Source organism: Citrobacter sp. Awk 2, from assembly GCF_028069815.1.
In the GTDB taxonomy this organism is placed as follows: Bacteria; Pseudomonadota; Gammaproteobacteria; order Enterobacterales; family Enterobacteriaceae; genus Citrobacter.
Map to the genome: position 1 here is coordinate 1 of NZ_JANEWL010000070.1, position 25,608 is coordinate 25,608.

Here is a 25,608-nt window from a genome sequence, read left to right on the forward strand (position 1 = left end):
ATACAAGAGGGGGTTATTGCGTTATTCTGCGCAGGTTATATGCCTTTATTGTCACGATTTAATTTATTTTCGTTGGTATGTTGGCAGGAATGCCCACTACCCAGCGAATAAATTGACAAGCCCGAACAATTGTTCGGGCTTTTTTTTGGACTCCAGGTTAATACCTAACTGAGCGTATTAATCAGTACTGTTCTTTTCTGCTTTTCCTGCCAATTGCGCCAGGAAATCGTAGCGTTTTTGCAAGTCAGCCGTTGCGTCTTTCCACAGTTGCTCCGCAACCTCGGGTTGTTGCGCATTCAGACGACGGAATCGTTGCTCATTAAGCAATGTTTCAGCCAGCGCGTCTGACGGTGGACGAGAATCCAATGCCAGCGGTAATTTGCCTTCGTCTGCACGACGCGGGTCAAAGCGATACAATGGCCAGAACCCGGTTGCGGTGAGCTGACGCATCTGATCGTGACTCAGCGCGAGATCGTAGCCATGTTCTTCGCAAGGGCTGTACGCAATAATCAGCGACGGGCCCGGATAAGACTCCGCTTCCTGAATTGCTTTCACCGTCTGGTTTAACTGTGCGCCCAACGAGATCTGCGCCACGTATACATGACCGTACATCATCATACTGACACCAAGATCCTTGCGGGCCTTGCGTTTACCATGCTCGCCGAATTTAGTCACGGCACCGAGCGGCGTGGCTTTTGACGCTTGCCCGCCAGTGTTGGAGTAACACTGGGTATCCAGTACCAGAATGTTAACGTTCTCGGTCAGGCTTAAGACATGGTCCAGACCACCAAAGCCTATGTCATAGGCCCAGCCATCACCACCAATCAGCCAGATGGATTTCTCCACCAGCGCATCGGCGTCGGTCAGTAACTGCTGTGCGCCTTCGACACCCTGCAGATGCTGGCGCAACGCTGCAACTTGCTCACGACGGACTTCTGGTGTTGCCTCCGCGTGCAGGGCGTCATTCAGCTCTGCCGGGATTTTGTCGGCAAACTGTTCCAGTAAACGCATGACGCGCACACGATGCTGATCTACCGTCAGACGGAAGCCCAAACCAAACTCGGCGTTATCTTCAAACAGTGAGTTCGCCCACGCCGGTCCACGGCCATTAGCATCGGTGGTATACGGCGTTGAGGGCAGGTTACCGCCATAAATTGATGAACAGCCAGTGGCGTTGGCGATCAGCATACGATCGCCGTACAACTGCGTAAGGAGTTTGATATACGGCGTTTCACCGCAACCGGAACAGGCTCCGGAATATTCAAACAGCGGGGTAATCAGCTGAGACGTTCGGATATCAATGCGTTCCAGCTTGCTGCGATCGATCTCCGGCAGATTGAGGAAGAAGTCATAATTCACTTTTTCTTCTTCAACGTGTTCAAGGCGAGACATCATATTGATGGCCTTGATCTCAGGATTCTGGCGATCTTTCGCAGGGCACACTTCGACGCACAGATTACAGCCGGTGCAATCTTCAGGTGCAACCTGCAGTACGTACTTCTGACCGCGCATATCGCGTGATTTCACATCCAACGAATGCAGGCTGGCAGGGGCGCTTTCCATCGCTTCTGGTGAGACCACTTTGGCACGGATGGCCGAGTGCGGACAGGCGGCAACGCAATGGTTACACTGTGTACACAATTCTTCTTTCCAGATAGGAATTTCTTCGGCGATATTGCGTTTTTCCCAACGCGTGGTTCCCATCGGCCAGGTACCGTCCGGTGGTAACGCTGAAACGGGCAGGGCATCGCCGAGACCTGCGAGCATCGCTGCTGTCACGGTTTTTACAAAATCAGGCGCGGCATCAGAAACTACCGGCGGACGGTTGGCGCTGTGCGGATCAACCGGTTGCAGTGCCACCTCGGCGACGGATTCACGTGCCAGCGCCAGCGCCTGCCAGTTACGTTCAACCAGATCCTGACCTTTGCTGCTATAGCTTTTGGCTATGGCGCCCTGCAATTCAGCCAGGGCGCTGTCACCGGGTAAGATTTGCGTCAGATGGAAGAACGCCATTTGCATGACGGTGTTAATACGCGCGGCCAGACCGCACTCACGTGCGATTTTGGCCGCATTAATCACATAGAAACGGGCTTTCTTCTGGTTCAGAACCGCCTGAACTTCCTGTGGCAGGCGAGTCCAGACTTCATCCACGCTGTACGGCGTATTGAGCAGGAAAATACCGCCAGGCTTCAGACGTTCGGCCATTTGATATTTATCGATAAACTGCAACTGATGGCAGCCGACAAAATCAGCCTGCGATACCAGATACGCCGAACGGATAGGTTGCTCACTGACGCGCAGGTGAGAAACAGTCAGGCCACCTGCTTTTTTCGAATCATAGACGAAATAACCCTGCGCGTACCACGGCGTGGAGTTACCGATAATCTTGATATTGTTTTTGGTGGCCGATACGCTGCCGTCGCTGCCCAGACCATAGAACAGCGCTTCGAGTTTGGCGGTACCGGGCAGGGTATTTTCTGGCAGAGGCAGCGACAAATTGGTGACGTCGTCATAAATACCGACCGTAAAACGCGATTTGGGCTTAGCGCTGCTCAGTTCATTAAATACCGCCATCACGCAGTCCGGGCCAAACTCTTTAGAAGAAAGCCCGTAACGCCCGCCAATGACGCGTGGTAATGTTTCCCGCTCGCCGCAGTTAAAGGCTTCTGCCAACGCGGTCATCACATCCAGATACAACGGCTCTGCCTGGGCGCCGGGCTCTTTGGTGCGATCCAGAACGGCAACGCTACGCGCCGTTTCTGGTAATGCCTGCAGTAAATGTCTGGCGGAGAAGGGGCGGAACAGCCGAACTTTCAGGACGCCAACTTTCTCTCCACGAGCAAGTAACTCTTCGACGACTTCTTCGCAGGTACCAATCGCGGAACCCATCAAGATAATGACACGCTCCGCCTGTGGATGACCGTAATACTCAAATGGCTGGTACTGACGACCTGTCGCCGTGGCGAAATCGTTCATCGCCTGTTCTACGTGATCGTAAACCGCGTTGTACCATGGGTTCGTCGCTTCGCGTGACTGGAAGTAAGTGTCCGGGTTGGCAGACGTCCCGCGAATAACCGGATGCTCTGGATTAAGCGCACGAGCCCGATGTGCATCAATTTCAGCTTGCGGCATCAGGCTGAGGATCGTGTCATCGGCCAGCGGCACAATTTTATTGATTTCATGCGATGTGCGGAAACCATCAAAGAAATGAATAAAAGGGACGCGACTTTTCAGCGTGGCAATTTGTGAAATCAGTGCGAAATCCTGTGCTTCCTGGACGCTGCTGGCACAGAGCATGGCGCAGCCTGTCTGGCGCACGGCCATTACGTCGGAATGGTCACCGAAGATAGACAGCGCATGAGTAGCAATGGTACGCGCGGCAACGTGCAGCACAAATGGCGTCAACTGACCGGCCAGCTTGTACAGCGTTGGGATCATCAACAGCAGACCCTGCGATGAGGTAAATGACGTTGAGAGCGCACCGGTCTGCAATGCGCCGTGAACGGTCGCGATTGCGCCGCCTTCTGACTGCATTTCTACGACGCGAGGGGTATCTCCCCAGACGTTTTTAAGTCCGTTCCCGGCCCAGGCGTCTGCCTGTTCTGCCATCGTCGAACTCGGCGTAATCGGGTAGATGGCGATAACCTCGCTGGTACGAAAGGCAACCGAAGCAACCGCACCATTACCGTCAATTGTTTGCATACTGACACCCTTACATTGCGCAAAAAGAGGGACACGCAAAACAGTAGCGAGTCCTGTAATTATCCTTTTATTTTAGCAAAAGGCTTTCAGGCACATTTTCGCTTTTGTGTCCCTGGAATAAACAGAATGAATGGTTTGATCAAAGGAGTAGCCAAAAAATTGCCAGAAAATGTAAACAGCACGCATAAATGCGCATTTTGCCTCTCGACGGCAGTGTTTCCGCTGCCTATTATTTATGGCTGTGTCGTTTGGTTAATATTCAGAGGGGAGTAAGATGCGCGCAGCGTTTTGGGTAGGGTGTGCCGCGTTGTTATTATCGGCTTGCAGCAGTGAACCTGTTCAGCAGGCAACGGCTGCGCACGTTGCACCGGGCATGAAGGCCGCAATGTCCAGCTCCGGAGAAGCCAACTGTGCCATGATTGGCGGTTCGCTATCCGTTGCTCGTCAACTGGATGGTTCTGCCATCGGGATGTGTGCATTACCCAACGGCAAACGCTGTAGTGAGCAGTCGCTTGCCGCCGGAAGCTGTGGGAATTATTGAGCCACTGCTTTTATTACATTAAATCCGCCAGTTTAAACGTCAACGTTTGTTCTGCCGTAGCCAGTGTTAACTGGTCAGCAGTCAGATCGACCTGTGCGCCTTGCTTAAACATCTCGCTGACGATGCCGTCGAGCGCGTTAAGCTGTGGATCGGCGCACATCATGCGTGTCATTGCCATGTCTTTCACTTTCAATTCTCCGTCGGACAGCTTGCCCTGACCGTGGAACTGATTACACATTTTTCCCGATACCGTCATATTTTCGCCGAAACTTAATTCGGGTGGGTTATTGGCGACGGTTACCGGCTTGCCATTGACGCTCTGTAGAACAAAACGGTGGTGCTGTAACTGTTCGCGATTGACGGAAATTTTTCCATTGCTCACACAGCCAGCCATAAGCATGCTGAGCGCAATCAGCGTGACAATTTTCTTCATTAACTTTCTCTACGTTCGTGACGGGATTACATTCATGATGATAATGATATCGCCAGATTTATCATCGGGGGTTATCTGAAAATGCTCCCCTGGAAGCAGGGGAGCGGTATGATTAGAAGAGGGCGTTCGGGCAGGTTTCGCCTTTGGCGATTTGAGCCAGATTCTGCAAGGTTGTTTCAGAAATGCTGGTCAACGCTTCGGCAGTCAGGAATGCCTGATGCCCGGTGAACAGGACGTTATGGCAGGCTGACAAACGACGGAACACATCATCCTGAATCACGTCATTGGACTTATCTTCAAAGAACAGGTCACGTTCATTTTCATACACGTCCATACCCAGTGAACCGATTTTCTGGTTTTTCAGCGCGTCGATTGCTGCCTGAGAATCAATCAGCGCACCACGGCTGGTGTTGATGACCATCACGCCATTTTTCATTTGCTCAAAGGCTTCGTGATTGAGCAGATGATAATTTTCCGGTGTTAACGGGCAGTGCAGGGAAATAACATCAGACTCTGCAAACAGTGTTTTAAGATCGACATATTCAACCCCTAACTCAAGGGCGGCGGCGCTGGGATACGGATCAAACGCCAGCAGGCGCATACCAAACCCTTTCAGGATCCGCAGTGCAGCAATACCGATTTTACCTGTACCAATCACCCCGGCAGTTTTGCCGTACATGGTGAAACCCGTCAGACCTTCAAGTGAGAAATTGGCGTCACGAGTACGCTGATAAGCACGATGGATACGGCGGTTCAGCGTCATCATCATACCGATTGCATGTTCGGCGACGGCTTCAGGTGAATAGGCAGGAACACGTACAACCTGCAAGCCCAACTCTTTCGCGGCGTCCAGATCGACGTTATTGAACCCGGCGCAGCGCAGCGCGATGTATTTCACACCGTGCTTTTTCAGCTCTTCCAGAACAGGGCGGCTGCCATCGTCATTCACGAAGATACACACGGCTTCGCAACCGTGGGCTGTTTTGGCTGTCTTTTCCGTCAACAAAAAGTCAAAAAATTCAAGTTCAAAACCAAAAGCCTCGTTAACCTGCTGCAGATACTTTTTGTCGTACTGTTTTGTACTATAGATGGCGAGTTTCATAAGACTTTCTCCAGTGATTTTGACGTCACATCAATCCAATTCAAATTATTTTACAAAATATAAAAAATTATTGATAGTCAAAGACGTAATGAAAAATTCCAGCGCATCTGTTGTTAGTGTGGGCAGGTTCTTCAATTTCAACAACTGATTTCACTCATGCCAGACTGCATGCGGTTTTTGGTTGTTTTTTTTGGCCCATTTAGGCGGAGTCAGGTATGGATCAACGGTACGTCTTCACATTGCAGACGTACCGTTTAAAAAAACTCATCGAGCATCAAATGAAACTGCACTTTGTTACTGTCTGGGTGGGAAATACCATATGTTTGAAAAAGTCGTTGCTGTAAAGACAGTGAAAATTCCCCGAGACAACTCCAGAGGATCGCAAGGTCCTGGTAACGATCGGCAATACCTACTCGACCAACGTCAATACAACCCATCACGCGGCCATCAGCAAAAATAATGTTATCAAGCGAGAAGTCGCCATGCGTCACAACGGGATCGGGAGGAAATGGCAAACGGTCATGCATTGCATCCCAGACTTGTTCAGCAGACCAGTCATGACGTTCATCATCAAAATCATCGGTATCTACCAGACCGTTGACCATTCGTGTATGGGCTAATGAGAGACGAAACGGGTAGTCGCTGTTAAAAGGGCAGTGGCTGACTGGAATGGCATGTAATCGACGCAGGAATACTGCCAGCGCATCAACAATATCGCCACGGTCATCAGGATAGTCTTCCAGCATCTGAAAAGCGGTTTTTCCACTGATTGCTGTTGTCAGAAGCCACGCTTCATCAGCCGTACGGCTAAAATGATTGATGGTGGGCAGAGGCATATAGGCCTGCAGCCAGTTGAGTCTGACCATTTCATCGGTGATATCATTTGCAACGGTGCCTTTGCCATGCTTTAGAAATAACTCTGGCGCATCAGCCTTGCCATATAAGTGATAAATTGCCGCCCCGGACAGACCGACATTATTCCGCGCCCATTGATAACCTGCCAGTTCAGCGTCCAGCAGTGGGTTTAACGGCAGACTGGCGCATAGCGTTTCTCTTTGCGAATGATTCATACAACCCCTTTGTTTGGCAACAGACGCACAGCAGGGCATTCTAATCTCACTCACTGTAAATCTATCATTTTGCAATGTAAGGTATTGATTGAAGCATCACTGTCATAGCCGTCCTGAACAGATGTAACTAATCTCCATCTTATTGATTTATCAGTTTCTTTGTGACTGTTCTGCGTTCTATAAAAACGACATATCTTTCGGGAGCATCTATTCTTAATGTGGGCATGTTTAGTTAAACATGCCACAATACAAGCCTAAACCGGCTTAAATTTTCGCTAAATCAGGATATTAACTACCCATGAAGGGTAAATATAAAGCCGTTCTGGCACTCCTCTTATTATTGATTCTCATGCCGCTGACGCTGCTGATGACACTCGGTTTGTGGGTGCCTACGCTGGTGGGTGTTTGGCTACCGGTAGGTACGCGTATCGCGCTGGATGAGAGTCCACGGCTGACCCGACACGGACTGTATATCCCGGAACTTCGTTATCTGGTCGATGATTGCCCGTTAGCACGTATTACTCAGGCCGAACTGTCGCATCCGAGTCGTTGGTTGTTGAACGTCAAGACCATTGAACTGGATTCTGCTTGCCTGGCCAAACTGCCGCAGGCGCAACCCTCACCCGTCGCACCTAAAACATTGGCGGAATGGCAATCGATGCTGCCCAATACCTGGATTAACATCGATAACGTTGTTCTCTCCCCATGGCAGGAGTGGCAGGGCAAACTGTCACTTTCGTTAACATCGTCTATTCAGCAGCTTCGCTACCAGGGGGAAAAGGTTAAATTCCAGGGGCGCCTGCATGGACAAAATCTGACGGTAAATGAACTGGACGTTGCGGCGTTTGAAGGGCAACCGCCGGTAAAACTGGTTGGGGAATTTACGATGCCGCTGGTTCCTGACGGACTGCCAGTGAGCGGGCATACGGTCGCAACGCTCAGTTTACCGCAGGAGCCAACGCTTGTGGATGCGGAGCTGGAATGGCAGGAAAATAGCGGACAACTGATCGTGATGGCACGGGATGCGGCCGATCCGCTTCTCGATCTGCCGTGGGAAATCACGCGTCAGCAACTGACTATCAGTGACGGTCGCTGGAACTGGCCTTATCAGGGGTTCCCGTTAAGTGGGCGTCTGGGGGTGAAAGTCGAAAACTGGCAGGCCGGTCTGGAAAATGCCGTGGTGAGTGGGCGTCTGAATATTCTGACGCAAGGTGAAGCCGGCAAAGGGAATGCGGTGTTAACCCTGGGGCCCGGCAAGCTCAACATGGATAACAGCGAAATGCCGTTGCAGTTAACCGGCGAAGCCAAACAAGGCGATCTGATTTTCTACGCCATGTTACCAGCAAGGCTCACCGGCAGCCTGAACGATCCGCAACTGGCGTTTGAACCTGGTGCATTGTTGCGCTCCCGTGGTCGAGTTATCGACTCACTCGATATTGACGAAATTCGCTGGCCATTGGCTGGCGTTAAAGTGACACAGCGCGGTGTGGATGGGCGTCTGCAGGCCATTTTACGAGCGCATGAAAACCAGATGGGGGGCTTTGAGTTACACCTTGATGGTCTGGCAAATGATTTTCTTCCTGATGCCGGCCGTTGGCAGTGGCGGTATTGGGGCAAAGGCAGTTTTACACCGATGCATGCGCTTTGGGATGTCGCTGGCAAAGGGGAGTGGCACGACAACACCTTGAGACTTTTCGACCTCTCGACCGGATTTGACCATCTGCAATACGGCACCATGACGGTGGAAAAACCGCGTCTGGTGATGGATGCGCCGATCGTGTGGGTCCGTGATGCCGAAAAACCGACGTTTAGCGGTGCGCTTTCGCTCGATGCCGGAAATACGCTCTTTAGCGGGGGCAGCGTCTTGCCCCCTTCAACGCTGAAGTTCAGCGTCGAAGGGACTGATCCGACGATTTTCCAGTTCAAAGGTCAACTTCATGCCGGAGCAATAGGTCCTGTACAGTTGAATGGGCGCTGGGATGGGATCCGCCTGCGTGGTCAGGCCTGGTGGCCAAAACAATCACTCACCGTTTTCCAGCCATTGGTACCCCCAGACTGGAAAATGAATCTGCGCGAAGGTGAACTGTATGCGCAGGTGGCATTCTCTGCCGCGCCGGAGCAGGGCTTTGAGGCGGGGGGGCACGGCGTACTGAAAGGTGGCAGTGCCTGGATGCCTGATAACCAAATTAACGGTGTCGATTTTGTGCTGCCGTTTCGTTTTAGCGAAGGCGCATGGCAACTGGGTACGCGGGGGCCGGTATCATTACGTATTGCGGAAGTTGTGAATCAGGTTGCTGCGACAAACATCACCGCCGATCTGCAGGGCGGATATCCCTGGAGTGAAGACAATCCGCTACTGTTAAGCGATGTCAGCGCCGAACTGCTGGGTGGCAAAGTGGTTATGCAACAACTGCGTATGCCGCAGCACGATCCGGCATTGTTACGGGTGCAAAATATCTCCTCCAGCGAACTCATCAGTGCGGTAAATCCGAAGCAGTTTGCTATGTCAGGTCCGGTCAGCGGTGCGTTACCGTTATGGCTGAATAACGAAAAGTGGATTATCAAAGACGGATGGTTGACCAACCCAGGACCAATGACGTTACGTATTGATAAAGACACTGCGGATGCCGTTGTCAAAGATAACATGGCAGCCGGCGCGGCGATTAACTGGTTACGTTATATGGAAATAACGCATTCCTGGACGAAAATAAATCTGGATAACCTGGGTGTTTTAACTATGCAGTCAAGCGTCACGGGGAATAGCCGGGTGGATGGAAAAGTGGGTACCGTTAATTTGAATTACACCCATGAGGAAAACGTATTTACGTTATGGCGCAGTTTGCGTTTTGGTGACAATTTACAGGCATGGCTTGAGCAAAATGCGGCGCTGCCAGAAACCCATTGCCCGGAAGGCAAGGAATGTGAGGAACAACAATGAAAATGAGAGCTGCCATGCTGGGCCTGCTTGCGTCATCTCTGCTGGTGGGGTGTACCCCCAGAATCGAAGTGGCTGCGCCTAAAGAGCCCATCACTATCAATATGAACGTCAAAATCGAGCACGAGATCCATATCAAAGTGGATAAAGACGTCGAGAGTTTACTGAAATCGCGCAGCGATCTGTTCTGAGGTCACGATGAAAAAACAGCTTGTAGCGATCCTGGTGGCGTTTAGTTTTTTGAGCGGCAACGTGTGGGCATTGACGCTGAATGAAGCCAGAACCCAGGGACGGGTAGGTGAAACGCTTAACGGCTATCTTGTCGCGCTGAAAACGGATGCTGAAACGCAGGCGCTGGTGAATGAGATTAATAAAGCGCGCAACGCCAGTTACCAACAACTGGCTGAAAGCAACAATATTCCGCCAGATGAAGTGGCAAAAATGGCCGGGCAAAAACTGGTTGCTCGCGCCAAACCCGGCGAGTATGTACAGGGCATAAATGGCAAATGGTTAAGGAAAGAATAATGCATTTCTGAGCCGGGCTGGCAAGTATTGCATTCACTTGAATTATTCATCGACATCGCAATAGTTGCCACACGGCATGATATCGATGTTGATATAGTTCCTCTCCGGTCGCGTCACTGGAGTGAAATCATGTGGCTTTTTAAGTGGTATGTCTGGAATCGTTGGGTATTCAAGCTGTTAAGCCGGGATGTCGCGGAGCCGGAACAATTTTTACTGCATTGCTGGGAAGAGAATCTGGCGAAGTGCAGGGATTATGCAACTATCTGGCGTGATATTAATCGCATTCATGGGAAGCAGGCAAAGAAGTAAGTACCCTCCCACCGGATGGTGAGAGGGTCAATCATCAGGCAGCGACGACGCTGTCGATTGCCGCTTTTGCATCGGACTGTGCTTTAGATGCCACTTCCGGACCGTAAGCAATACCTTCCGCGAAGACGACGTTCACGTCGGTGATACCGATAAAGCCCAGGAACACATTCAGATACGGGGTGATCAGGTCGGTCGGCGTATCTTTATGGATACCACCACGGCTGGTCAGCACGATAGCACGTTTTCCGGTTACCAGACCTTCCGGGCCTTTCTCGGTGTAACGGAAGGTTACGCCAGCACGGGCAATCAGGTCGAAGTAGTTTTTCAGCTGCGTTGGGATGTTGAAGTTATACATCGGCGCGGCGATAACAATCACATCATGCGCTTTCAGCTCAGCGATCAGCTCATCAGACAGCGCCAGTGCTTCTTGTTGACGTGGTGTCAGCGGGGTATCGCTCGGGCGCATCGCACCCACCAGTTCGCCATCCAGTACCGGAACAGGATTTGCAGCCAGGTCACGGACGGTGATTTCGTCAGCAGAGTGCTTTTCACGCCACTGTTCAACAAAATAATCAGACAACTGACCAGACTGAGAGTACCCTGCCAGAATACTGGATTTAAGAACTAATACCTTGCTCATGGGTGTTTCCTTTTATGTGTTTGAAGGGGATGTGCCCCGTTGCTTGTTGACACTTTATTCACAATCCTGCCGCAGTGATAGCGCAATATATCGAATCCTATGTTCGAAATTATTGAACAACACATGAAAAGTGCCGATGTGGTACTCTATACCCATCATCTACAAGAGATTTAACCCGGCAGAGCACTGCCCTCTAACGCTATGACAGAACAACAAAAATTAACCTTCAACATCCTGCAGCAACAGCTGGAATCGCTGATGCTGCGCGACAGACAGCGTTTTTCTCGTCGCCTGCACGGCGTGAAGAAGGTTAAAAATCCTGATGCACAACAGGCCATTTACCAGGAGATGGCAAAAGAGATTGACCAGGCAGCCGGTAAGGTTGTGCTGCGTGAAGCTGCTCGACCGACAATTACCTACCCGGAAAACCTGCCTGTCAGCCAGAAAAAACAGGATATTCTGGAAGCCATTCGCGACCATCAGGTAGTGATTGTTGCCGGGGAGACCGGTTCAGGTAAGACCACACAGCTACCAAAAATTTGTATGGAGCTGGGGCGAGGGGTGAAGGGGCTGATCGGCCATACCCAACCGCGTCGCCTTGCCGCACGTACCGTCGCTAATCGTATTGCTGAAGAGCTACACACTGAGCCGGGTGGCTGTATCGGCTATAAAGTCCGCTTTAGCGATCATGTCAGCGATAACACCATGGTTAAGCTGATGACGGACGGTATTCTGCTGGCGGAAATCCAGCAGGATCGGATGCTGATGCAGTACGACACCATCATCATCGATGAAGCGCACGAACGTAGCCTGAACATTGACTTTCTGCTTGGCTATCTGAAAGAGCTTCTGCCGCGCCGTCCAGATCTGAAAATTATCATCACCTCGGCGACTATCGATCCGGAGCGCTTTTCAAAACATTTCAATAATGCGCCAATTATCGAAGTCTCCGGTCGAACGTATCCAGTAGAAGTACGCTATCGTCCGATTGTTGAAGATGCGGATGACACCGAACGCGACCAGTTGCAGGCAATTTTCGATGCCGTTGATGAACTGGGACGTGAAAGTCAGGGTGACATTCTGATCTTCATGAGTGGTGAACGTGAAATTCGCGATACCGCTGATGCACTGAACAAACTGGATTTACGTCATACCGAAGTGTTGCCGCTGTACGCCCGCCTCTCCAACAGTGAGCAGAACCGTGTGTTCCAGTCGCACAGCGGACGGCGCATTGTGTTGGCCACTAACGTGGCAGAAACCTCACTGACTGTTCCGGGTATCAAATATGTGATTGACCCGGGAACGGCGCGTATCAGCCGCTACAGCTACCGAACCAAAGTGCAGCGCTTGCCGATTGAACCCGTGTCGCAGGCCTCTGCGAACCAGCGTAAAGGTCGCTGTGGTCGTGTATCGGAAGGGATCTGTATTCGTCTCTATTCAGAAGATGATTTCCTGTCACGTCCGGAGTTTACCGACCCGGAAATTCTGCGTACCAATCTGGCGTCCGTTATTCTGCAAATGACGGCGCTGGGTCTGGGGGATATTGCCGCATTCCCGTTTGTTGAAGCCCCGGATAAACGCAATATTCAGGATGGTGTGCGCCTGCTCGAAGAGCTAGGTGCGATTACCACCGACGAGCAGCAAACCGCTTATAAACTGACGCCGTTGGGCCGTCAGTTGTCGCAATTGCCAGTGGACCCACGCCTGGCGCGTATGGTGCTGGAAGCGCAGAAACATGGCTGCGTACGTGAGGCGATGATCATTACCTCGGCGCTGTCCATTCAGGACCCGCGTGAACGCCCTATGGATAAGCAACAGGCTTCCGACGAGAAACACCGCCGCTTCCACGACAAAGAGTCTGATTTCCTTGCGTTTGTAAATTTGTGGAATTACCTCGGCGAGCAACAAAAGGCGCTGTCATCGAACCAGTTCCGCCGTCAGTGTAAGGTTGATTTCCTTAACTATCTGCGCGTGCGCGAATGGCAGGATATCTACACGCAACTGCGTCAGGTCGTGAAAGAGTTAGGTATTCCGGTCAATAGCGAACCTGCTGAGTACCGGGAAATCCACGTTGCGTTGCTGACCGGATTACTGTCGCATATCGGGATGAAAGATGCGGATAAACAGGAATTTACCGGTGCGCGTAATGCCCGTTTCTCGATCTTCCCAGGTTCCGGTTTATTCAAAAAACCGCCGAAGTGGACAATGGTTGCAGAGTTGGTGGAAACCAGCCGTTTGTGGGGACGCATTGCCGCGCGAATCGATCCCGAGTGGGTGGAGCCAGTTGCCCAGCATCTGATAAAACGTTCGTACAGTGAACCGCACTGGGAGCGTGCCCAGGGGGCGGTGATGGCGACAGAAAAAGTCACTGTTTACGGCTTACCGATTGTTGCCGCCCGTAAGGTGAACTACAGCCAGATCGATCCTGCACTATCGCGTGAACTGTTTATTCGCCATGCATTGGTGGAAGGTGACTGGCAGACGCGGCATGCGTTTTTCCGTGACAACCTCAAGCTGCGTGCGGAAGTGGAAGAGCTGGAACATAAATCGCGTCGTCGCGATATTCTGGTCGATGATGAGACGCTGTTTGAGTTTTACGACCAGCGCATCAGCCATGATGTGGTTTCCGCCCGCCACTTTGATAGCTGGTGGAAGAAGGTCAGCCGCGAGACACCGGATCTGCTCAACTTTGAAAAGAGTATGCTTATCAAAGAGGGCGCGGAGAAAATCAGCAAGCTGGATTACCCGAACTTCTGGCATCAGGGCAATCTCAAATTGCGGTTAAGCTACCAGTTTGAACCCGGTGCTGATGCGGATGGCGTGACCGTGCATATTCCGCTGCCGTTACTAAACCAGGTTGAAGAGAGCGGTTTTGAATGGCAAATCCCGGGGCTGCGTCGTGAACTGGTGATTGCGCTGATTAAATCACTGCCAAAACCGGTACGACGTAACTTTGTGCCGGCACCGAACTATGCAGAAGCGTTTTTGGGGCGTGTGACACCGCTGGAACTGCCGCTGCTGGATTCGCTGGAGCGTGAACTGCGCCGGATGACCGGCGTCACCGTTGACCGTGAAGACTGGCACTGGGATCAGGTGCCCGATCATCTGAAAATAACGTTCCGGGTGGTCGACGATAAGAACAAAAAGCTGCAGGAAGGACGCTCACTGCAGGCTCTGAAAGATGCGTTGAAGGGTAAAGTCCAGGAAACGCTGTCTGCGGTGGCAGATGATGGTATCGAACAGAGCGGCCTGCACATCTGGAGCTTTGGTCAACTGCCGGAAAGTTACGAGCAAAAACGCGGCAACTATAAAGTGAAAGCATGGCCAGCGCTGGTGGATGAACGAGACAGCGTTGCCATCAAACTGTTTGATAATCCGCTGGAGCAACAGCAAGCGATGTGGTGCGGTTTACGCCGTCTGTTACTGCTGAATATTCCATCACCAATCAAATATTTACACGAGAAGCTGCCCAACAAAGCGAAGCTGGGGCTGTATTTTAACCCGTATGGCAAAGTGCTGGATTTGATTGACGACTGTATTTCCTGCGGTGTGGATAGACTTATCGACGCTCACGGCGGCCCGGTGTGGACGGAAGAGGGCTTTGCGGCGTTGCACGAAAAAGTGCGGGCTGAGCTGAATGACACGGTGGTCGATATTGCGAAGCAGGTCGAACAGATCCTGACGGCGGTATTTAACATCAACAAACGTCTGAAAGGGCGTGTGGATATGACCATGGCGCTGGGGCTTTCGGATATCAAATCGCAAATGGGCGGGCTGGTGTACCGTGGATTTGTCACCGGCAACGGCTTCAAACGTTTGGGCGATACTTTGCGTTATTTGCAGGCCATTGAAAAACGGCTGGAGAAACTGGCAATTGATCCGCACCGCGATCGGGCGCAGATGCTGAAAGTGGATAGCGTGCAGCAGGCCTGGCAGCAGTGGTTCAATAAACTGCCGCCTGCGCGGCGTGAAGATGATGATGTCAAAGAGATCCGCTGGATGATAGAAGAGCTGCGTGTCAGCTACTTTGCCCAGCAGCTTGGCACGCCATATCCCATCTCGGATAAACGTATTCTGCAGGCGATGGAGCAGATTTCAGGCTAACGCGTGGTGGTGCCGTAGACCGGATACGGCGAGATAAGGCGCGGTGCCTGCTGGCGCTGTGCCTTATCAGGCCTACACCGGTCTACAGAACAAAGACCAGGAGTCACGAACATGAGACAGTTTCCAACACTTTCCGCGCCTACCCTTGCGGCGATAAATACCGTAGGACAATGGTTAGCGCAGAGCGATTTTGTGGACCACGCCGCTATTCAGGCAGACTGTGTGGTTCTGGCGGGGAATGCGGTGATCCCGACTATCGATGCGGCCTGCCAGATAGCGAAAGAACATCAGATCCCCTTGCTGATTAGCGGGGGAATAGGCCATTCCACAACGTTTCTGTATAGCGCGATTGCTCAACATCCGAGCTATAACATCATCCGCACCAGCGGACGAGCAGAGGCGGCGATCCTGGCTGATATTGCGCACCAGTTCTGGCAAATTCCGGGTGAGACGATTTGGGTGGAAGACCAGTCAACAAACTGCGGTGAGAATGCACGCTTTAGCTGTGCCTTACTGAACCAGGCGACAGAAAATATTCGCACGGTCATTGTGGTGCAGGACCCTACAATGCAACGCCGCACGATGGCGACATTCCAGCGTGTAACCCGTGATGATCTGCAGGCGCCGCGCTGGTTGAGTTTTCCCGGTTTTATCCCTGAGTTGACCCTACAGAACGGCGGTGTGGATTTCGCGCCGACTGCGGAGGGGCTGTGGTCTGTGGATCGCTATCTTTCGCTGATTACCGGCGAATTGCCGAGACTACACGATGATGCAACCGGCTATGGCCCTCGCGGTCGTGATTTTATCGCCCATGTTGATATCCCGCAGACAGTTGAGGATGCGTGGCTGCATCTGCAAAACGATACGGCGCTGACTGACCTGCTGGCGAGCCGATCGCTGTAATCTCTGCCGCCCGTTTGTGCATGTTTTGTCGCAAACGGGCATAAATCCTGCCTGTTTTTTCCCTTCGCTATGACATTACCAGACGCTTTTATGAAGCGGCTCACAGAACGACAATTCCAGCAGTAATGCGTCATGCATGATTGGTATTAATTAACAATAGTTTTACTTGTTAAAAACAAATCAATCACAGGAGAAGCGCATGTCAGTACCCGTACAACATCCTATGTATATTGATGGGCAGTTTGTGACCTGGCACGACGATGCCTGGATTGATGTCGTCAATCCAGCGACCGAAGAGCTGATCTCGCGTATTCCCGATGGACGCGCTGAAGATGCACGTAAAGCGATTGATGCTGCGGAGCGTGCCCAGCCGGCATGGGAGGCGCTACCTGCAATTGAACGTGCAAACTGGCTACGCAAAATTTCTGCTGGCATACGTCAACGCGCCAGTGAAATCAGTGCGCTGATTGTGGCGGAGGGCGGGAAGATCCAACAGCTGGCCGAGGTCGAAGTCTCGTTTACCGCCGACTACATCGATTATATGGCGGAGTGGGCACGGCGTTACGAAGGTGAGATCCTGCAAAGCGATCGTCCGGGTGAGAATATCCTGCTGTTTAAGCGTGCGTTAGGTGTAACAACCGGCATTCTGCCGTGGAACTTTCCGTTTTTCCTGATTGCCCGCAAACTGGCGCCAGCTTTGCTGACGGGTAATACCATTGTGATTAAACCCAGTGAATTCACGCCGAATAATGCGATCGCTTTTGCCAAGATTGTTGATGATATTGGTCTGCCGCGCGGGGTGTTTAACCTGGTGCTTGGACGCGGTGAAACGGTCGGTCAGGAACTTGCCGGGAACCCCAAAGTAGCGATGGTGAGCATGACCGGCAGCGTTGTGGCGGGCGAGAAAATCATGGCTGCAGCAGCGAAAAATATCACTAAGGTATGTCTGGAGTTGGGTGGTAAAGCGCCAGCAATCGTCATGGATGATGCCGATCTTGAGCTGGCCGTGAAGGCAATTGTTGACTCGCGGGTGATTAACACCGGTCAGGTGTGCAACTGCGCCGAACGCGTGTATGTCCAGAAAGGCATCTATGACCAGTTTGTGAATCGTCTGGGAGAGGCAATGAAAGCCGTCCAGTTTGGCAACCCGGCCGAGCGTAATGACATCGCGATGGGGCCGCTCATTAATGCGGCTGCGCTGGCACGTGTGGAACAGAAAGTGGCGCGCGCAGTGCAGGAGGGCGCTAGGGTGGTGCTGGGCGGTAAAGCCATAGAGGGGAAAGGCTATTATTACCCGCCGACGTTGCTGTTAGACGTGCGCCAGGAGATGGCGATTATGCACGAGGAGACGTTTGGTCCGGTGCTGCCGGTGGTAGCGTTTGATACGCTGGAAGAGGCGCTGACGATGGCAAACGACAGCGACTATGGGCTGACTTCGTCGATTTACACGCAAAACCTGAACACGGCGATGAAGGCGATTAAAGGGCTGAAGTTTGGCGAAACCTATATTAATCGCGAAAACTTCGAGGCGATGCAGGGGTTCCATGCGGGGTGGCGTAAGTCAGGAATTGGTGGTGCAGACGGTAAGCATGGCTTGCATGAATATCTGCAAACGCAGGTGGTTTATCTGCAGTCTTGATACTGATACACCAAGTATAAGCCGGGTGTTCCTGTGAGCCACCCGGCACAATCATCATACTTTTGTGGCTATCCAGTTCATCATCATTTCCGGCCACACGGCCAGCGGTAACCCTTGAGTATCCCGAATACCGAAGCCGTGTTTGCCGCGTTCAAACAGATGCATTTCAACAGGGATCCCCTGTGCGCGAAGCGCATTAAAAAATGCCAGACTGTTTTCGACTTTCACCGCCGGATCGTCAATGGCATGCAGCAGGAATGTTGGTGGCGTCGTGTTCTCAACCCGTTCTTCAAGTGAATAGCGGTGCAGATCCTGCTCTTCGGGGGTCGTACCAACTAATTCAAGGCGAGAGCCAGGATGGGCAATATTCTCACGCAGGCTAATCACCGGATAAACCAGCGCCATGAACGCGGGGCGGGCGGGTTGTTCGTCTACGCAATCGATGGGCGTATAAACTGATTCAGCAAAACGTGTTCCCAGGCTGGCGGCCACATGACCGCCGGAGGAAAAGCCCAGGACACCGATACGATCAGGATCGATTCGCCACTCCTGTGCGTGAGCCCGAATGTAGCGTATCGCGCGTTGGGCATCGGCCAACGGAGCGTTTGACGCTTCCTCGTGACCATCCCCCGGCATGCGATAGGTCATGACAAACAGGGTATAACCGCGGGCATTAAAAAAGGGCGCCAGCGCACTGCCTTCTTTGTCCAGCACGACGCGTCGATAAGAGCCGCCGGGGGTGACAAGTATTCCCACACCATTCGGTTTTGCGGGGGCGTAGACGGTGATTTCTGGAGCACGAACACCGGTTACCGCACGATCGTAATGAGAGGTCCCCGTATGTCTGGGTTCGGGGGTAAATACCGCATCGCTGTTTTTTGCTCCGGGGGCTTCACCCATTGGCCAGACTGAGACGGTGGCGGCGTGGGCAACGGCTTGCGCTATCATAGTTTCTAACGTTTCACGACTCAGTGCTTCCATTACTGTGCTCCCTCTGTGGCAAAGGTTAGCTATAGCACACTTAATGAATTGAAAACGGGGAGAGACTCACAACGTATTGAATTAGCGGGAAATGAAACGAGGCGGAGGCGATCCTCCGCCATAACACTAAAGCGTGATAAATTTATCCAACGTACGGATAAGTTGGGTGACAAAACCGTACTCGTTATCGTACCAGGCCACGGTTTTTACCAGTTGCAGATCGCCCACTTCGGTGATTTCGGTTTGTGTCGCATCAAATACTGAACCGAAATGTGAGCCAATGACATCTGACGAGACAATTTCTTCGTCGGTATAGCCGAATGACGCATTGTTCAGCGTTGCCTTTTTCAGCGCGTTGTTAACTTCTTCCGCAGTGACTTTTTTACCCAGAATCGACACCAGTTCAGTGACAGAGCCTGTTTTTACAGGAACACGCTGGGCGTGGCCTTTTAATTTCCCGCTCAGGGCCGGGATCACCAGACCAATCGCCTTCGCTGCACCGGTGGTATGAGGAATGATATTTTCTGCTGCCGCGCGTGAAGCTCGCAGATCCTTACCACGTGGCCCATCAACCAGTGATTGTGTCCCGGTGTAGGCATGGATGGTAGTCATGGTACCAAGCTGAATACCGAAGTTGTCATGCAGCGCTTTTGCCATCGGTGCCAGGCAGTTAGTGGTGCACGATGCGACAGAAATAATCCGATCGCTTGCATCCATCGTGTCGTCATTCACGTTAAAGACGATCGTCTTCATCTCTCCTGCTGGGGCGGATATCAGGACTTTTTGGGCGCCTGCATCCAGGTGGGCCTGCGATTTTTCTGTTGAGGTATAAAAGCCAGTGCACTCGATGATAATTTCCGCACCTGTGGTTTTCCACGGAATATTTTTGGCCTCTTTTTCGGCGTAAACAGCAATTTTTTTGCCATCGACAATCAGTGCGTCCTCGGTAAAGTCGACGCTCCAGGGAAATGGTCCGTAGTTTGAATCGTGTTTTAACAGATAGGCGAGGATTTTCGGTGAGGTAAGGTCATTGATAGCGACGACCTCCACGCTGCTTTTGACTTCCAGTAGCCGACGCAATACCAGACGACCGATACGACCAAAACCGTTAATGCCAATTTTACTCATGGTTTTCTCCTGTCAGGATGAGACGGTACGACATATTTTCCCTACCAGGCATAGTCCAGTCAGGCATCCGCGGCAATAGCTGTTTTTGCGGTTAAACGTAACTGACTGAAAATGAGTGAACAAAACTTAATGAATTTTTAACAAAAGCCCGTTATGTTGACGCATTATTGTTTTTATTCGAGAAGTGTTATGGGGAAGAAGTATTCTGGCCTGCAAATTGGCATTCACTGGCTGGTCTTTTTGTTGGTCATTGTGGCCTACAGTGCCATGGAGTTTCGCGGATTTTTCCCGCGCAGCTATCGTCCCGGGTTCAACATGGTACATGTTTCCTGTGGTATCACGATTTTAGCGTTGATGGTGGCGCGTCTGCTGGTCAGACTTAAGTATCCGGCACCCCCGATTGAACCAAAACCGAAACCGATGATGACTGGTATGGCGCATCTGGGGCATCTGGTTATCTATTTGCTGTTTATTGCGCTGCCAATTATTGGCCTGGTGATGATGTATAACCGGGGAAATCCGTGGGTTGCATTCGGCATTGTTATGCCACATGCGGCAGAAGCCAATTTTGAACTGGCCGATATGCTGAAATCATGGCACGAAACGTTGGCAAACCTGGGTTATTTTGTCATTGGCCTGCATGCCGCTGCGGCTCTGTTACATCACTATTTCTGGAAGGATAATACGCTCCTGCGCATGATGCCGCGTAAGCGTTCCTGATAAAACACCCCGCGTAATGCGGGGTGTTTTATTTCTCCGTGATTATTTTTCGCAAGAAATCTCTTTTTCAACGCGTTGTACCTGCGTGGCGCGTTTCTTCAGGCTGATGATGGCCAGCGCCAGAACAATCAGCACAATCCCGCTACCTTCGATAATGCCAGGTTCTTCGCCGAGCAACCACCAGGAAAAGAGTACCCCACAAACCGGCACCGCCAGCGTGCTTAAGCTGGCGATACTGGCAGGCAGGTTACGCAGCACAAACAGCCATAAGCTCCAGGCCAGCGCTGTTGCCAGTACGGCGCTATATCCTAATGCCCAGAATACGACAGGCTGCCAGTCAGGCGTTCGCTGTGGGACCAGCCAGGCGACCAGACTCATCACCAGCGCGGCATACAGCATCTGCCACGAGGTGAGTGCTAACAGGTCGATATTGGGATGACGAGCGTACATACGTTTGGCGACAACTGCACTGGCTCCCCAACTGATACCTGAGAGGATTGCCAGCAGCGCACTCTTCATTGACGAAAAGTCCAGTTGCCACGGCTGTAATACCAGTATCAATCCAAACGCCGCCACCGCAATAGCGACGTACTGCAAACGACGCATGCGTTCACCGAGAAAAAGGGCGGCCATAATGACCACCCAGAAGGGCATGGTATAACTCAGAATGGCAACTTTCCCCGCACCGCCGCTGACCAGCGCCCACTGTGATAACCCCACCATGCCGCACGTTTGTAACAAGGCTATCGCCAACGTATAACCGAACGGGGTCGGGCGCATTCCGCGTCCGCGTAGCATCAGGACAATAAATAATAACAACGCCCCAAAAGAACAACGTAGTGCGGTGAAATCGAATGAACCAATGTAGTGCGTGACCTGTTTCATGGCAATCCAGCTATAGCTCCAGATGAGCGTTAGCGCGATCAGGCCGCCAATGGCCAGCGGATTGCTTTTCCCTGCGGTAGTCATAGTGTGTCCGTTTTGATGATTTTATGGTGCTACTATACCCGGTTTCATGTCGTGATACTTTTGTGCAGACACGAGTCGTTATAATTCAGGCGAATAGCCATAGCGCCACAAAAAGCTGCTTGAACAACTGCCCAGATAAAACTACTGTATATAAATACAGTTAATATTGGATGAGTCATTATGTTGTTTCTCAAGCCAGCGGATCTCCGCGAAATCAATACAGCTCCCTTGTTTAGTGACCTTGTTCAGTGCGGGTTTCCCAGCCCGGCGGCGGATTATGTCGAGCGGGGCATCGATTTGAATGAATTGCTAATTCAGCATCCCAGTGCCACGTACTTCGTGAAAGCCGCGGGGGATTCAATGATTGAGGGGGGGATCGATGATGGCGATTTGCTGGTTGTTGACAGTTCGCTGACGGCGGTACATGGCGATATTATTATCGCTGCCGTTGATGGTGAGTTCACGGTTAAGCGGCTGCAGCTTCGTCCAACGGTACAGCTCGTTCCAATGAACAGCGCTTATGCACCGATCGTTATCAGTCGTGAAGAATCACTGAATGTATTCGGTGTCGTTGCCTATGCCGTGAAGGCTATCCGCTGATGTTTGCGCTCTGCGATGTCAATTCGTTTTACGCCAGCTGTGAGACCGTTTTCCGGCCTGATCTCTGTGGTAAACCGGTTGTGGTTCTCTCAAATAACGATGGCTGTGTTATTGCCTGCAGCGCGGAGGCCAAAAAACTGGGTATCCAAATGGGGGCGCCGTACTTCAAACAAAAAGATCTGTTTCGCCGTTACGGCGTGACGTGCTTTAGTTCAAATTACGAGCTGTATGCGGATATGAGCAGCAGAGTCATGTCCATCCTGGAGGAACTCTCTCCGCGCGTGGAAAGATATAGTATTGATGAAGCGTTCTGTGACTTGACGGGGGTGAGGAACTGCAGAGATCTTGCTGATTTTGGTCGCGAGATGAGGGACACTATTTTGCAGAAAACGCATCTTAAAGTGGGTGTCGGTATTGCCCAGACCAAAACACTGGCTAAGTTGGCAAACTATGCGGCTAAAAAGTGGCAGGACCAGACTGGCAGCGTGGTCGACTTATCGAATAGCGAGCGCCAACGCAAGCTGATGGCCGCCGTTCCGGTAGATGAAGTCTGGGGCATTGGCCGCCGTATCGGTAAGAAACTGGATGCAATGGGCATTAAAACGGTTTGCGACCTGGCCGAAACCGATATTCGCTTTATCCGCAAACATTTCAGCGTCGTGCTGGAAAGAACCGTGCGGGAATTGCGCGGCGAATCGTGCCTGGCGCTGGAGGAGTTTGCGCCGGTTAAGCAGGAAATCATCTGCTCAAGATCGTTTGGTGAACGGCTCACGGATTACCATGCCATGCGGGAGGCGATCTGCACCTATGCTTCACGTGCGGCGGAGAAGTTGCGCGGAGAGCATCAGTTTTGCTGCTTCATTTCTACGTTTATTAAAACCAGTCCATTTGCCCATAACGAACCTTATTATGGCAACAACGCGTCGGTAAAACTACTGACACCAACCCAGGACAGCCGGGATATTATTGGTGCGGCGACGAGTTGCCTTGACGCCATCTGGCGAGAGGGGCGGCATTATCAAAAAGCAGGTGTGATGTTAGGGGATTTTTTCAGTTCCGGTGTGGCACAGCTCAATCTTTTTGATGAAAACGTCCCGCGGCATAATAGCGACAAACTTATGACGGTTCTGGATACGCTTAATGCTAAAAATGGTAAAGGGACGCTCTGGTTTGCCGGACAAGGGATACAGCAACCATGGGCAATGAAACGAGACATGCTCTCACCTCGTTATACGACGAGATACAGTGATTTACTGCGGGTGGGGGATCTCCAGCGGTGTAATGCCACATCTACGACTGCGTGTCTCTGACATTTCGGTAGCATGAAAAAGCAAGATACATATCCTGCCTTTTTCATGCTATTACCCGTTATTTACCTGATAATTCCTTCAGATACTGTGGTGGTTGATACCAACAGTGGCCGCCATAAGTTCGCGTTCAGACCACGGCTTATTCCTTACCAGCCATAAGACATGCCACCGCCAACCACAAAGTTATGCTGTGTATCGTTGGAAACGGACGCTTTAACGACAACGTGCTCTGATGCCCGGGCAGAGAAACCGACAGCCAAAGCTGTTTCGCCATCCGTCGTACCGACACCCGCACCGACGTTGAAGTGTTGAGACTCAATAACCTGGGGTATATTCGCCATTGCTGCGACACCTGCGATGCCAGCGGACGCGCGTTTACGGTTCTGATCCACTTCATTTTTCAACTGACCGAAGTTAGCGTTGGTGTTCTGCTCCAGTGTTTCGATGCGTTGCTCATGATTGGCCAGTTCGTCGGTATGTTTCGCAACCGTCGCGTTGGTCGCTGCACGTTCAGCAGCGGCGTCAGCCAGATACTTGTCGACAGATGCCGTGCGTTGAGCGAACGACGAGGCTGCAACTTTTTGGGACAGGCCCGCAGTCAGCGTCTGGTAATGCGTTGCTTCTGTCTTCACTTCATCTGTGATGGCCTGTTTGTTAGTGGCAACCTGGGCTGCGTCAGCTTTGGTGCTGATTGCCGTTCTGAGCTGGTTATCCGCATCTGTACGATCGGTGGTTTCTTTCTGTAATTCACCATCCTGACGCTGCTGATCGGTGCTGAACGTGCTGTCATCAACCTTGTTTTTGAGGGTATTAGTGTTGTTGTCAGCGGTTTTCTGTGCATTCCCCGCGTCCCGCATGGCTTGTGCGATATCGTTACCCTGTTGTAGGTCAACTGCTGCCTGAGTGGTTTTATCCGTATTATAAGTTGGCTTATCGACAAAATTACCTTGTGACTGCTGGAGTTGAGCGATGGCCTGTTGGTTGGTATTTGCTATGGCAGCAATGCTGTTTGCCTGAGTAACATCGGCTTTATTTGCTGAAAGATCCACAATAGCACCGTGAAGGTTTTCCAAATCGTAAGTTGAGCCATCAATGCCCACAATAGTAATGGTACCGACAGGGTTAGGCGTTTTGGTGAAGGTAGTGACACCATTTGTTGTCGTGCCGATAGCCGCTTCGGCAATTCCAGACAATAGCAGAGAAGAAAGAATAAAAGCAGTAATTAAGTTGGTTTTCATACATGTCATCATTAATATATAAGTGTTTAAGATTGCGTTGAGCGCTGTTTGAACTTCAACGTAAATAAAATTAGATAGAATACTATCTGGCGTTTTTTGATGTTCTCTTGTCCTGTGAGTGAAGCGGCATTTTCAACAGATGCCATATGCAGTGTTTTTATTATTAAAGCTGATGCGCTGAAATAGACCGCTGCGTAGTGAAAACGGTTTTATCATCTCGACTTTGCAGTTTACTTTTCTTTCACATCAGCTGGTTATGATTCCTTTGACGTGAGGTGACCAAGGGCGGTGGATACCTTGACACCTGGCAGGCCATTGATAGTTATTCGATGGTTAAATGTTTCACTGGTTATTATTGTATATGCGATACATAGGGTTGCTTATTAGTTAGTATTTTATTGAGTGAAAATTACCACTGCACCAGATAGAATCAATATTGGAAAGTGTCCAAAATTCTACTTATTTAGAAAATTAAGAATAGTCCCAGAGTTAGTGATTGGGTAATTAAATTATTGGTGCATTGGTCCCCGACCTATCGTAAATACAGGCGTGCCGTACGGGGTTGTTCCTGGTAAAGCATCAACAATCGCTGCTGCTCGATCGCAATAGTCCTGGCTTTATTGATGAGTGTGACTTCGCGCATACGAGACCGCTTCGTGTTTATTCCATGACATAAACCTCCCTCAATAATAGAATGAATGGCAAGGGAGCGTTATGCCAGCAATTCATTGAAAATTGTATTTTACAGTGAGTTTTAAT

The 25,608-nt window shown here is 51.2% G+C and carries 20 protein-coding genes; 11 read left to right on the forward strand and 9 right to left on the reverse strand.

The features are described from left to right. Positions 1-177: 177 nt before the first annotated feature. On the reverse strand, positions 178-3,702 hold the full coding sequence (gene nifJ, locus NNO02_RS16300; protein WP_271455257.1) for a pyruvate:ferredoxin (flavodoxin) oxidoreductase: 3,525 nt from the start codon (positions 3,700-3,702) through the stop codon (positions 178-180). A gap of 274 nt (positions 3,703-3,976) precedes the next feature. On the opposite strand from nifJ, the gene NNO02_RS16305 reads away from it, so the two are divergent. Then, positions 3,977-4,243, forward strand: coding sequence for a putative hemolysin (locus NNO02_RS16305; RefSeq protein WP_003020360.1), 267 nt, complete (start codon positions 3,977-3,979; stop codon positions 4,241-4,243). A 13-nt stretch (positions 4,244-4,256) separates the two neighbouring features. Here NNO02_RS16305 and hslJ read toward each other — a convergent pair whose 3' ends face one another. From hslJ to NNO02_RS16320, 3 genes are all read right to left on the reverse strand, one after another. Beyond that, the gene (gene hslJ / locus NNO02_RS16310; RefSeq protein WP_048211553.1) at positions 4,257-4,676 is read right to left on the reverse strand and encodes a heat shock protein HslJ; all 420 of its coding nucleotides are present in this window, start codon (positions 4,674-4,676) and stop codon (positions 4,257-4,259) included. Between the two features lie 112 nt (positions 4,677-4,788). Beyond that, positions 4,789-5,778: a 2-hydroxyacid dehydrogenase gene (locus NNO02_RS16315; protein ID WP_137381769.1), complete on the reverse strand. Its 990-nt coding sequence runs from the start codon at positions 5,776-5,778 to the stop codon at positions 4,789-4,791. A 254-nt stretch (positions 5,779-6,032) separates the two neighbouring features. Beyond that, positions 6,033-6,848: an APH(3')-I family aminoglycoside O-phosphotransferase gene (locus NNO02_RS16320; RefSeq protein WP_271448780.1), complete on the reverse strand. Its 816-nt coding sequence runs from the start codon at positions 6,846-6,848 to the stop codon at positions 6,033-6,035. Positions 6,849-7,146: 298 nt separating this feature from the next. On the opposite strand from NNO02_RS16320, the gene NNO02_RS16325 reads away from it, so the two are divergent. The 4 genes from NNO02_RS16325 to NNO02_RS16340 all read left to right on the forward strand — a co-directional run bounded on the left by NNO02_RS16325 (position 7,147) and on the right by NNO02_RS16340 (position 10,617). Then, entirely contained in the window at positions 7,147-9,786 is a 2,640-nt protein-coding gene (locus NNO02_RS16325; RefSeq protein WP_271448781.1) for a YdbH family protein, read from the forward strand. Beyond that, on the forward strand, positions 9,783-9,974 hold the full coding sequence (locus NNO02_RS16330; RefSeq protein ID WP_271442536.1) for a YnbE family lipoprotein: 192 nt from the start codon (positions 9,783-9,785) through the stop codon (positions 9,972-9,974). The genes NNO02_RS16325 and NNO02_RS16330 overlap by 4 nt, the downstream gene beginning before the upstream one ends. A gap of 7 nt (positions 9,975-9,981) precedes the next feature. Continuing rightward, positions 9,982-10,308 carry a YdbL family protein gene (locus NNO02_RS16335; protein ID WP_271455258.1) on the forward strand — a complete coding sequence of 109 codons (327 nt, stop codon included), beginning with the start codon at positions 9,982-9,984 and terminating at the stop codon, positions 10,306-10,308. Positions 10,309-10,437: 129 nt separating this feature from the next. Further along, positions 10,438-10,617, forward strand: coding sequence for a hypothetical protein (locus tag NNO02_RS16340; RefSeq protein ID WP_121584690.1), 180 nt, complete (start codon positions 10,438-10,440; stop codon positions 10,615-10,617). Between the two features lie 34 nt (positions 10,618-10,651). On the opposite strand, the gene azoR is transcribed toward NNO02_RS16340, so the two are convergent. Continuing rightward, the gene (gene azoR / locus NNO02_RS16345) at positions 10,652-11,257 is read right to left on the reverse strand and encodes an FMN-dependent NADH-azoreductase (RefSeq protein WP_005126702.1); all 606 of its coding nucleotides are present in this window, start codon (positions 11,255-11,257) and stop codon (positions 10,652-10,654) included. Between the two features lie 201 nt (positions 11,258-11,458). Here azoR and hrpA point away from each other — a divergent pair, with 201 nt between their 5' ends. From hrpA to aldA, 3 genes are all read left to right on the forward strand, one after another. Next, complete coding sequence (gene hrpA / locus NNO02_RS16350) at positions 11,459-15,361, forward strand: ATP-dependent RNA helicase HrpA (RefSeq protein WP_271455259.1); 3,903 nt, start codon at positions 11,459-11,461, stop codon at positions 15,359-15,361. A gap of 111 nt (positions 15,362-15,472) precedes the next feature. Next, on the forward strand, positions 15,473-16,264 hold the full coding sequence (locus NNO02_RS16355) for a YdcF family protein (protein WP_271455260.1): 792 nt from the start codon (positions 15,473-15,475) through the stop codon (positions 16,262-16,264). Between the two features lie 199 nt (positions 16,265-16,463). Beyond that, complete coding sequence (gene aldA / locus NNO02_RS16360; RefSeq protein WP_271442533.1) at positions 16,464-17,903, forward strand: aldehyde dehydrogenase; 1,440 nt, start codon at positions 16,464-16,466, stop codon at positions 17,901-17,903. A 54-nt stretch (positions 17,904-17,957) separates the two neighbouring features. Here aldA and NNO02_RS16365 read toward each other — a convergent pair whose 3' ends face one another. Both NNO02_RS16365 and gap read right to left on the reverse strand, forming a co-directional pair. After that, positions 17,958-18,884: an alpha/beta hydrolase gene (locus tag NNO02_RS16365; RefSeq protein ID WP_271455261.1), complete on the reverse strand. Its 927-nt coding sequence runs from the start codon at positions 18,882-18,884 to the stop codon at positions 17,958-17,960. 126 nt (positions 18,885-19,010) lie between these two features. After that, positions 19,011-20,012, reverse strand: coding sequence for a type I glyceraldehyde-3-phosphate dehydrogenase (gene gap, locus NNO02_RS16370; RefSeq protein WP_271448785.1), 1,002 nt, complete (start codon positions 20,010-20,012; stop codon positions 19,011-19,013). A gap of 189 nt (positions 20,013-20,201) precedes the next feature. Between gap and cybB the strand changes: the two genes are divergently transcribed. Then, positions 20,202-20,732, forward strand: coding sequence for a cytochrome b561 (cybB, locus tag NNO02_RS16375; RefSeq protein WP_271442530.1), 531 nt, complete (start codon positions 20,202-20,204; stop codon positions 20,730-20,732). A 42-nt stretch (positions 20,733-20,774) separates the two neighbouring features. On the opposite strand, the gene NNO02_RS16380 is transcribed toward cybB, so the two are convergent. Further along, the gene (locus NNO02_RS16380) at positions 20,775-21,701 is read right to left on the reverse strand and encodes a DMT family transporter (RefSeq protein ID WP_271455262.1); all 927 of its coding nucleotides are present in this window, start codon (positions 21,699-21,701) and stop codon (positions 20,775-20,777) included. Positions 21,702-21,881: 180 nt separating this feature from the next. Here NNO02_RS16380 and NNO02_RS16385 point away from each other — a divergent pair, with 180 nt between their 5' ends. Continuing rightward, positions 21,882-22,301: a translesion error-prone DNA polymerase V autoproteolytic subunit gene (locus tag NNO02_RS16385; protein WP_271455263.1), complete on the forward strand. Its 420-nt coding sequence runs from the start codon at positions 21,882-21,884 to the stop codon at positions 22,299-22,301. Beyond that, the gene (locus tag NNO02_RS16390; protein ID WP_271455264.1) at positions 22,301-23,611 is read left to right on the forward strand and encodes a Y-family DNA polymerase; all 1,311 of its coding nucleotides are present in this window, start codon (positions 22,301-22,303) and stop codon (positions 23,609-23,611) included. Before NNO02_RS16385 ends, NNO02_RS16390 begins: the two co-directional genes overlap by 1 nt. 146 nt (positions 23,612-23,757) lie before the next feature. Here NNO02_RS16390 and NNO02_RS16395 read toward each other — a convergent pair whose 3' ends face one another. Then, entirely contained in the window at positions 23,758-24,849 is a 1,092-nt protein-coding gene (locus NNO02_RS16395) for a YadA C-terminal domain-containing protein (RefSeq protein WP_271455265.1), read from the reverse strand. Positions 24,850-25,608: the final 759 nt, after the last annotated feature.

What these genes read in the sequence shown, in the direction of transcription:
- NNO02_RS16365 (WP_271455261.1), bottom strand. Translation starts at nt 18,884, where the DNA reads ATGGAAGCACTGAGTCGTGAAACGTTAGAAACTATGATAGCGCAAGCC.
- NNO02_RS16330 (WP_271442536.1), top strand. Translation starts at nt 9,783, where the DNA reads ATGAAAATGAGAGCTGCCATGCTGGGCCTGCTTGCGTCATCTCTGCTG.
- hrpA (WP_271455259.1), top strand. Translation starts at nt 11,459, where the DNA reads ATGACAGAACAACAAAAATTAACCTTCAACATCCTGCAGCAACAGCTG.
- NNO02_RS16385 (WP_271455263.1), top strand. Translation starts at nt 21,882, where the DNA reads ATGTTGTTTCTCAAGCCAGCGGATCTCCGCGAAATCAATACAGCTCCC.
- azoR (WP_005126702.1), bottom strand. Translation starts at nt 11,257, where the DNA reads ATGAGCAAGGTATTAGTTCTTAAATCCAGTATTCTGGCAGGGTACTCT.
- NNO02_RS16355 (WP_271455260.1), top strand. Translation starts at nt 15,473, where the DNA reads ATGAGACAGTTTCCAACACTTTCCGCGCCTACCCTTGCGGCGATAAAT.
- NNO02_RS16320 (WP_271448780.1), bottom strand. Translation starts at nt 6,848, where the DNA reads ATGAATCATTCGCAAAGAGAAACGCTATGCGCCAGTCTGCCGTTAAAC.
- NNO02_RS16315 (WP_137381769.1), bottom strand. Translation starts at nt 5,778, where the DNA reads ATGAAACTCGCCATCTATAGTACAAAACAGTACGACAAAAAGTATCTG.
- NNO02_RS16390 (WP_271455264.1), top strand. Translation starts at nt 22,301, where the DNA reads ATGTTTGCGCTCTGCGATGTCAATTCGTTTTACGCCAGCTGTGAGACC.
- hslJ (WP_048211553.1), bottom strand. Translation starts at nt 4,676, where the DNA reads ATGAAGAAAATTGTCACGCTGATTGCGCTCAGCATGCTTATGGCTGGC.
- NNO02_RS16325 (WP_271448781.1), top strand. Translation starts at nt 7,147, where the DNA reads ATGAAGGGTAAATATAAAGCCGTTCTGGCACTCCTCTTATTATTGATT.
- cybB (WP_271442530.1), top strand. Translation starts at nt 20,202, where the DNA reads ATGGGGAAGAAGTATTCTGGCCTGCAAATTGGCATTCACTGGCTGGTC.
- NNO02_RS16340 (WP_121584690.1), top strand. Translation starts at nt 10,438, where the DNA reads ATGTGGCTTTTTAAGTGGTATGTCTGGAATCGTTGGGTATTCAAGCTG.
- NNO02_RS16395 (WP_271455265.1), bottom strand. Translation starts at nt 24,849, where the DNA reads ATGAAAACCAACTTAATTACTGCTTTTATTCTTTCTTCTCTGCTATTG.
- nifJ (WP_271455257.1), bottom strand. Translation starts at nt 3,702, where the DNA reads ATGCAAACAATTGACGGTAATGGTGCGGTTGCTTCGGTTGCCTTTCGT.
- NNO02_RS16305 (WP_003020360.1), top strand. Translation starts at nt 3,977, where the DNA reads ATGCGCGCAGCGTTTTGGGTAGGGTGTGCCGCGTTGTTATTATCGGCT.
- NNO02_RS16380 (WP_271455262.1), bottom strand. Translation starts at nt 21,701, where the DNA reads ATGACTACCGCAGGGAAAAGCAATCCGCTGGCCATTGGCGGCCTGATC.
- gap (WP_271448785.1), bottom strand. Translation starts at nt 20,012, where the DNA reads ATGAGTAAAATTGGCATTAACGGTTTTGGTCGTATCGGTCGTCTGGTA.
- aldA (WP_271442533.1), top strand. Translation starts at nt 16,464, where the DNA reads ATGTCAGTACCCGTACAACATCCTATGTATATTGATGGGCAGTTTGTG.
- NNO02_RS16335 (WP_271455258.1), top strand. Translation starts at nt 9,982, where the DNA reads ATGAAAAAACAGCTTGTAGCGATCCTGGTGGCGTTTAGTTTTTTGAGC.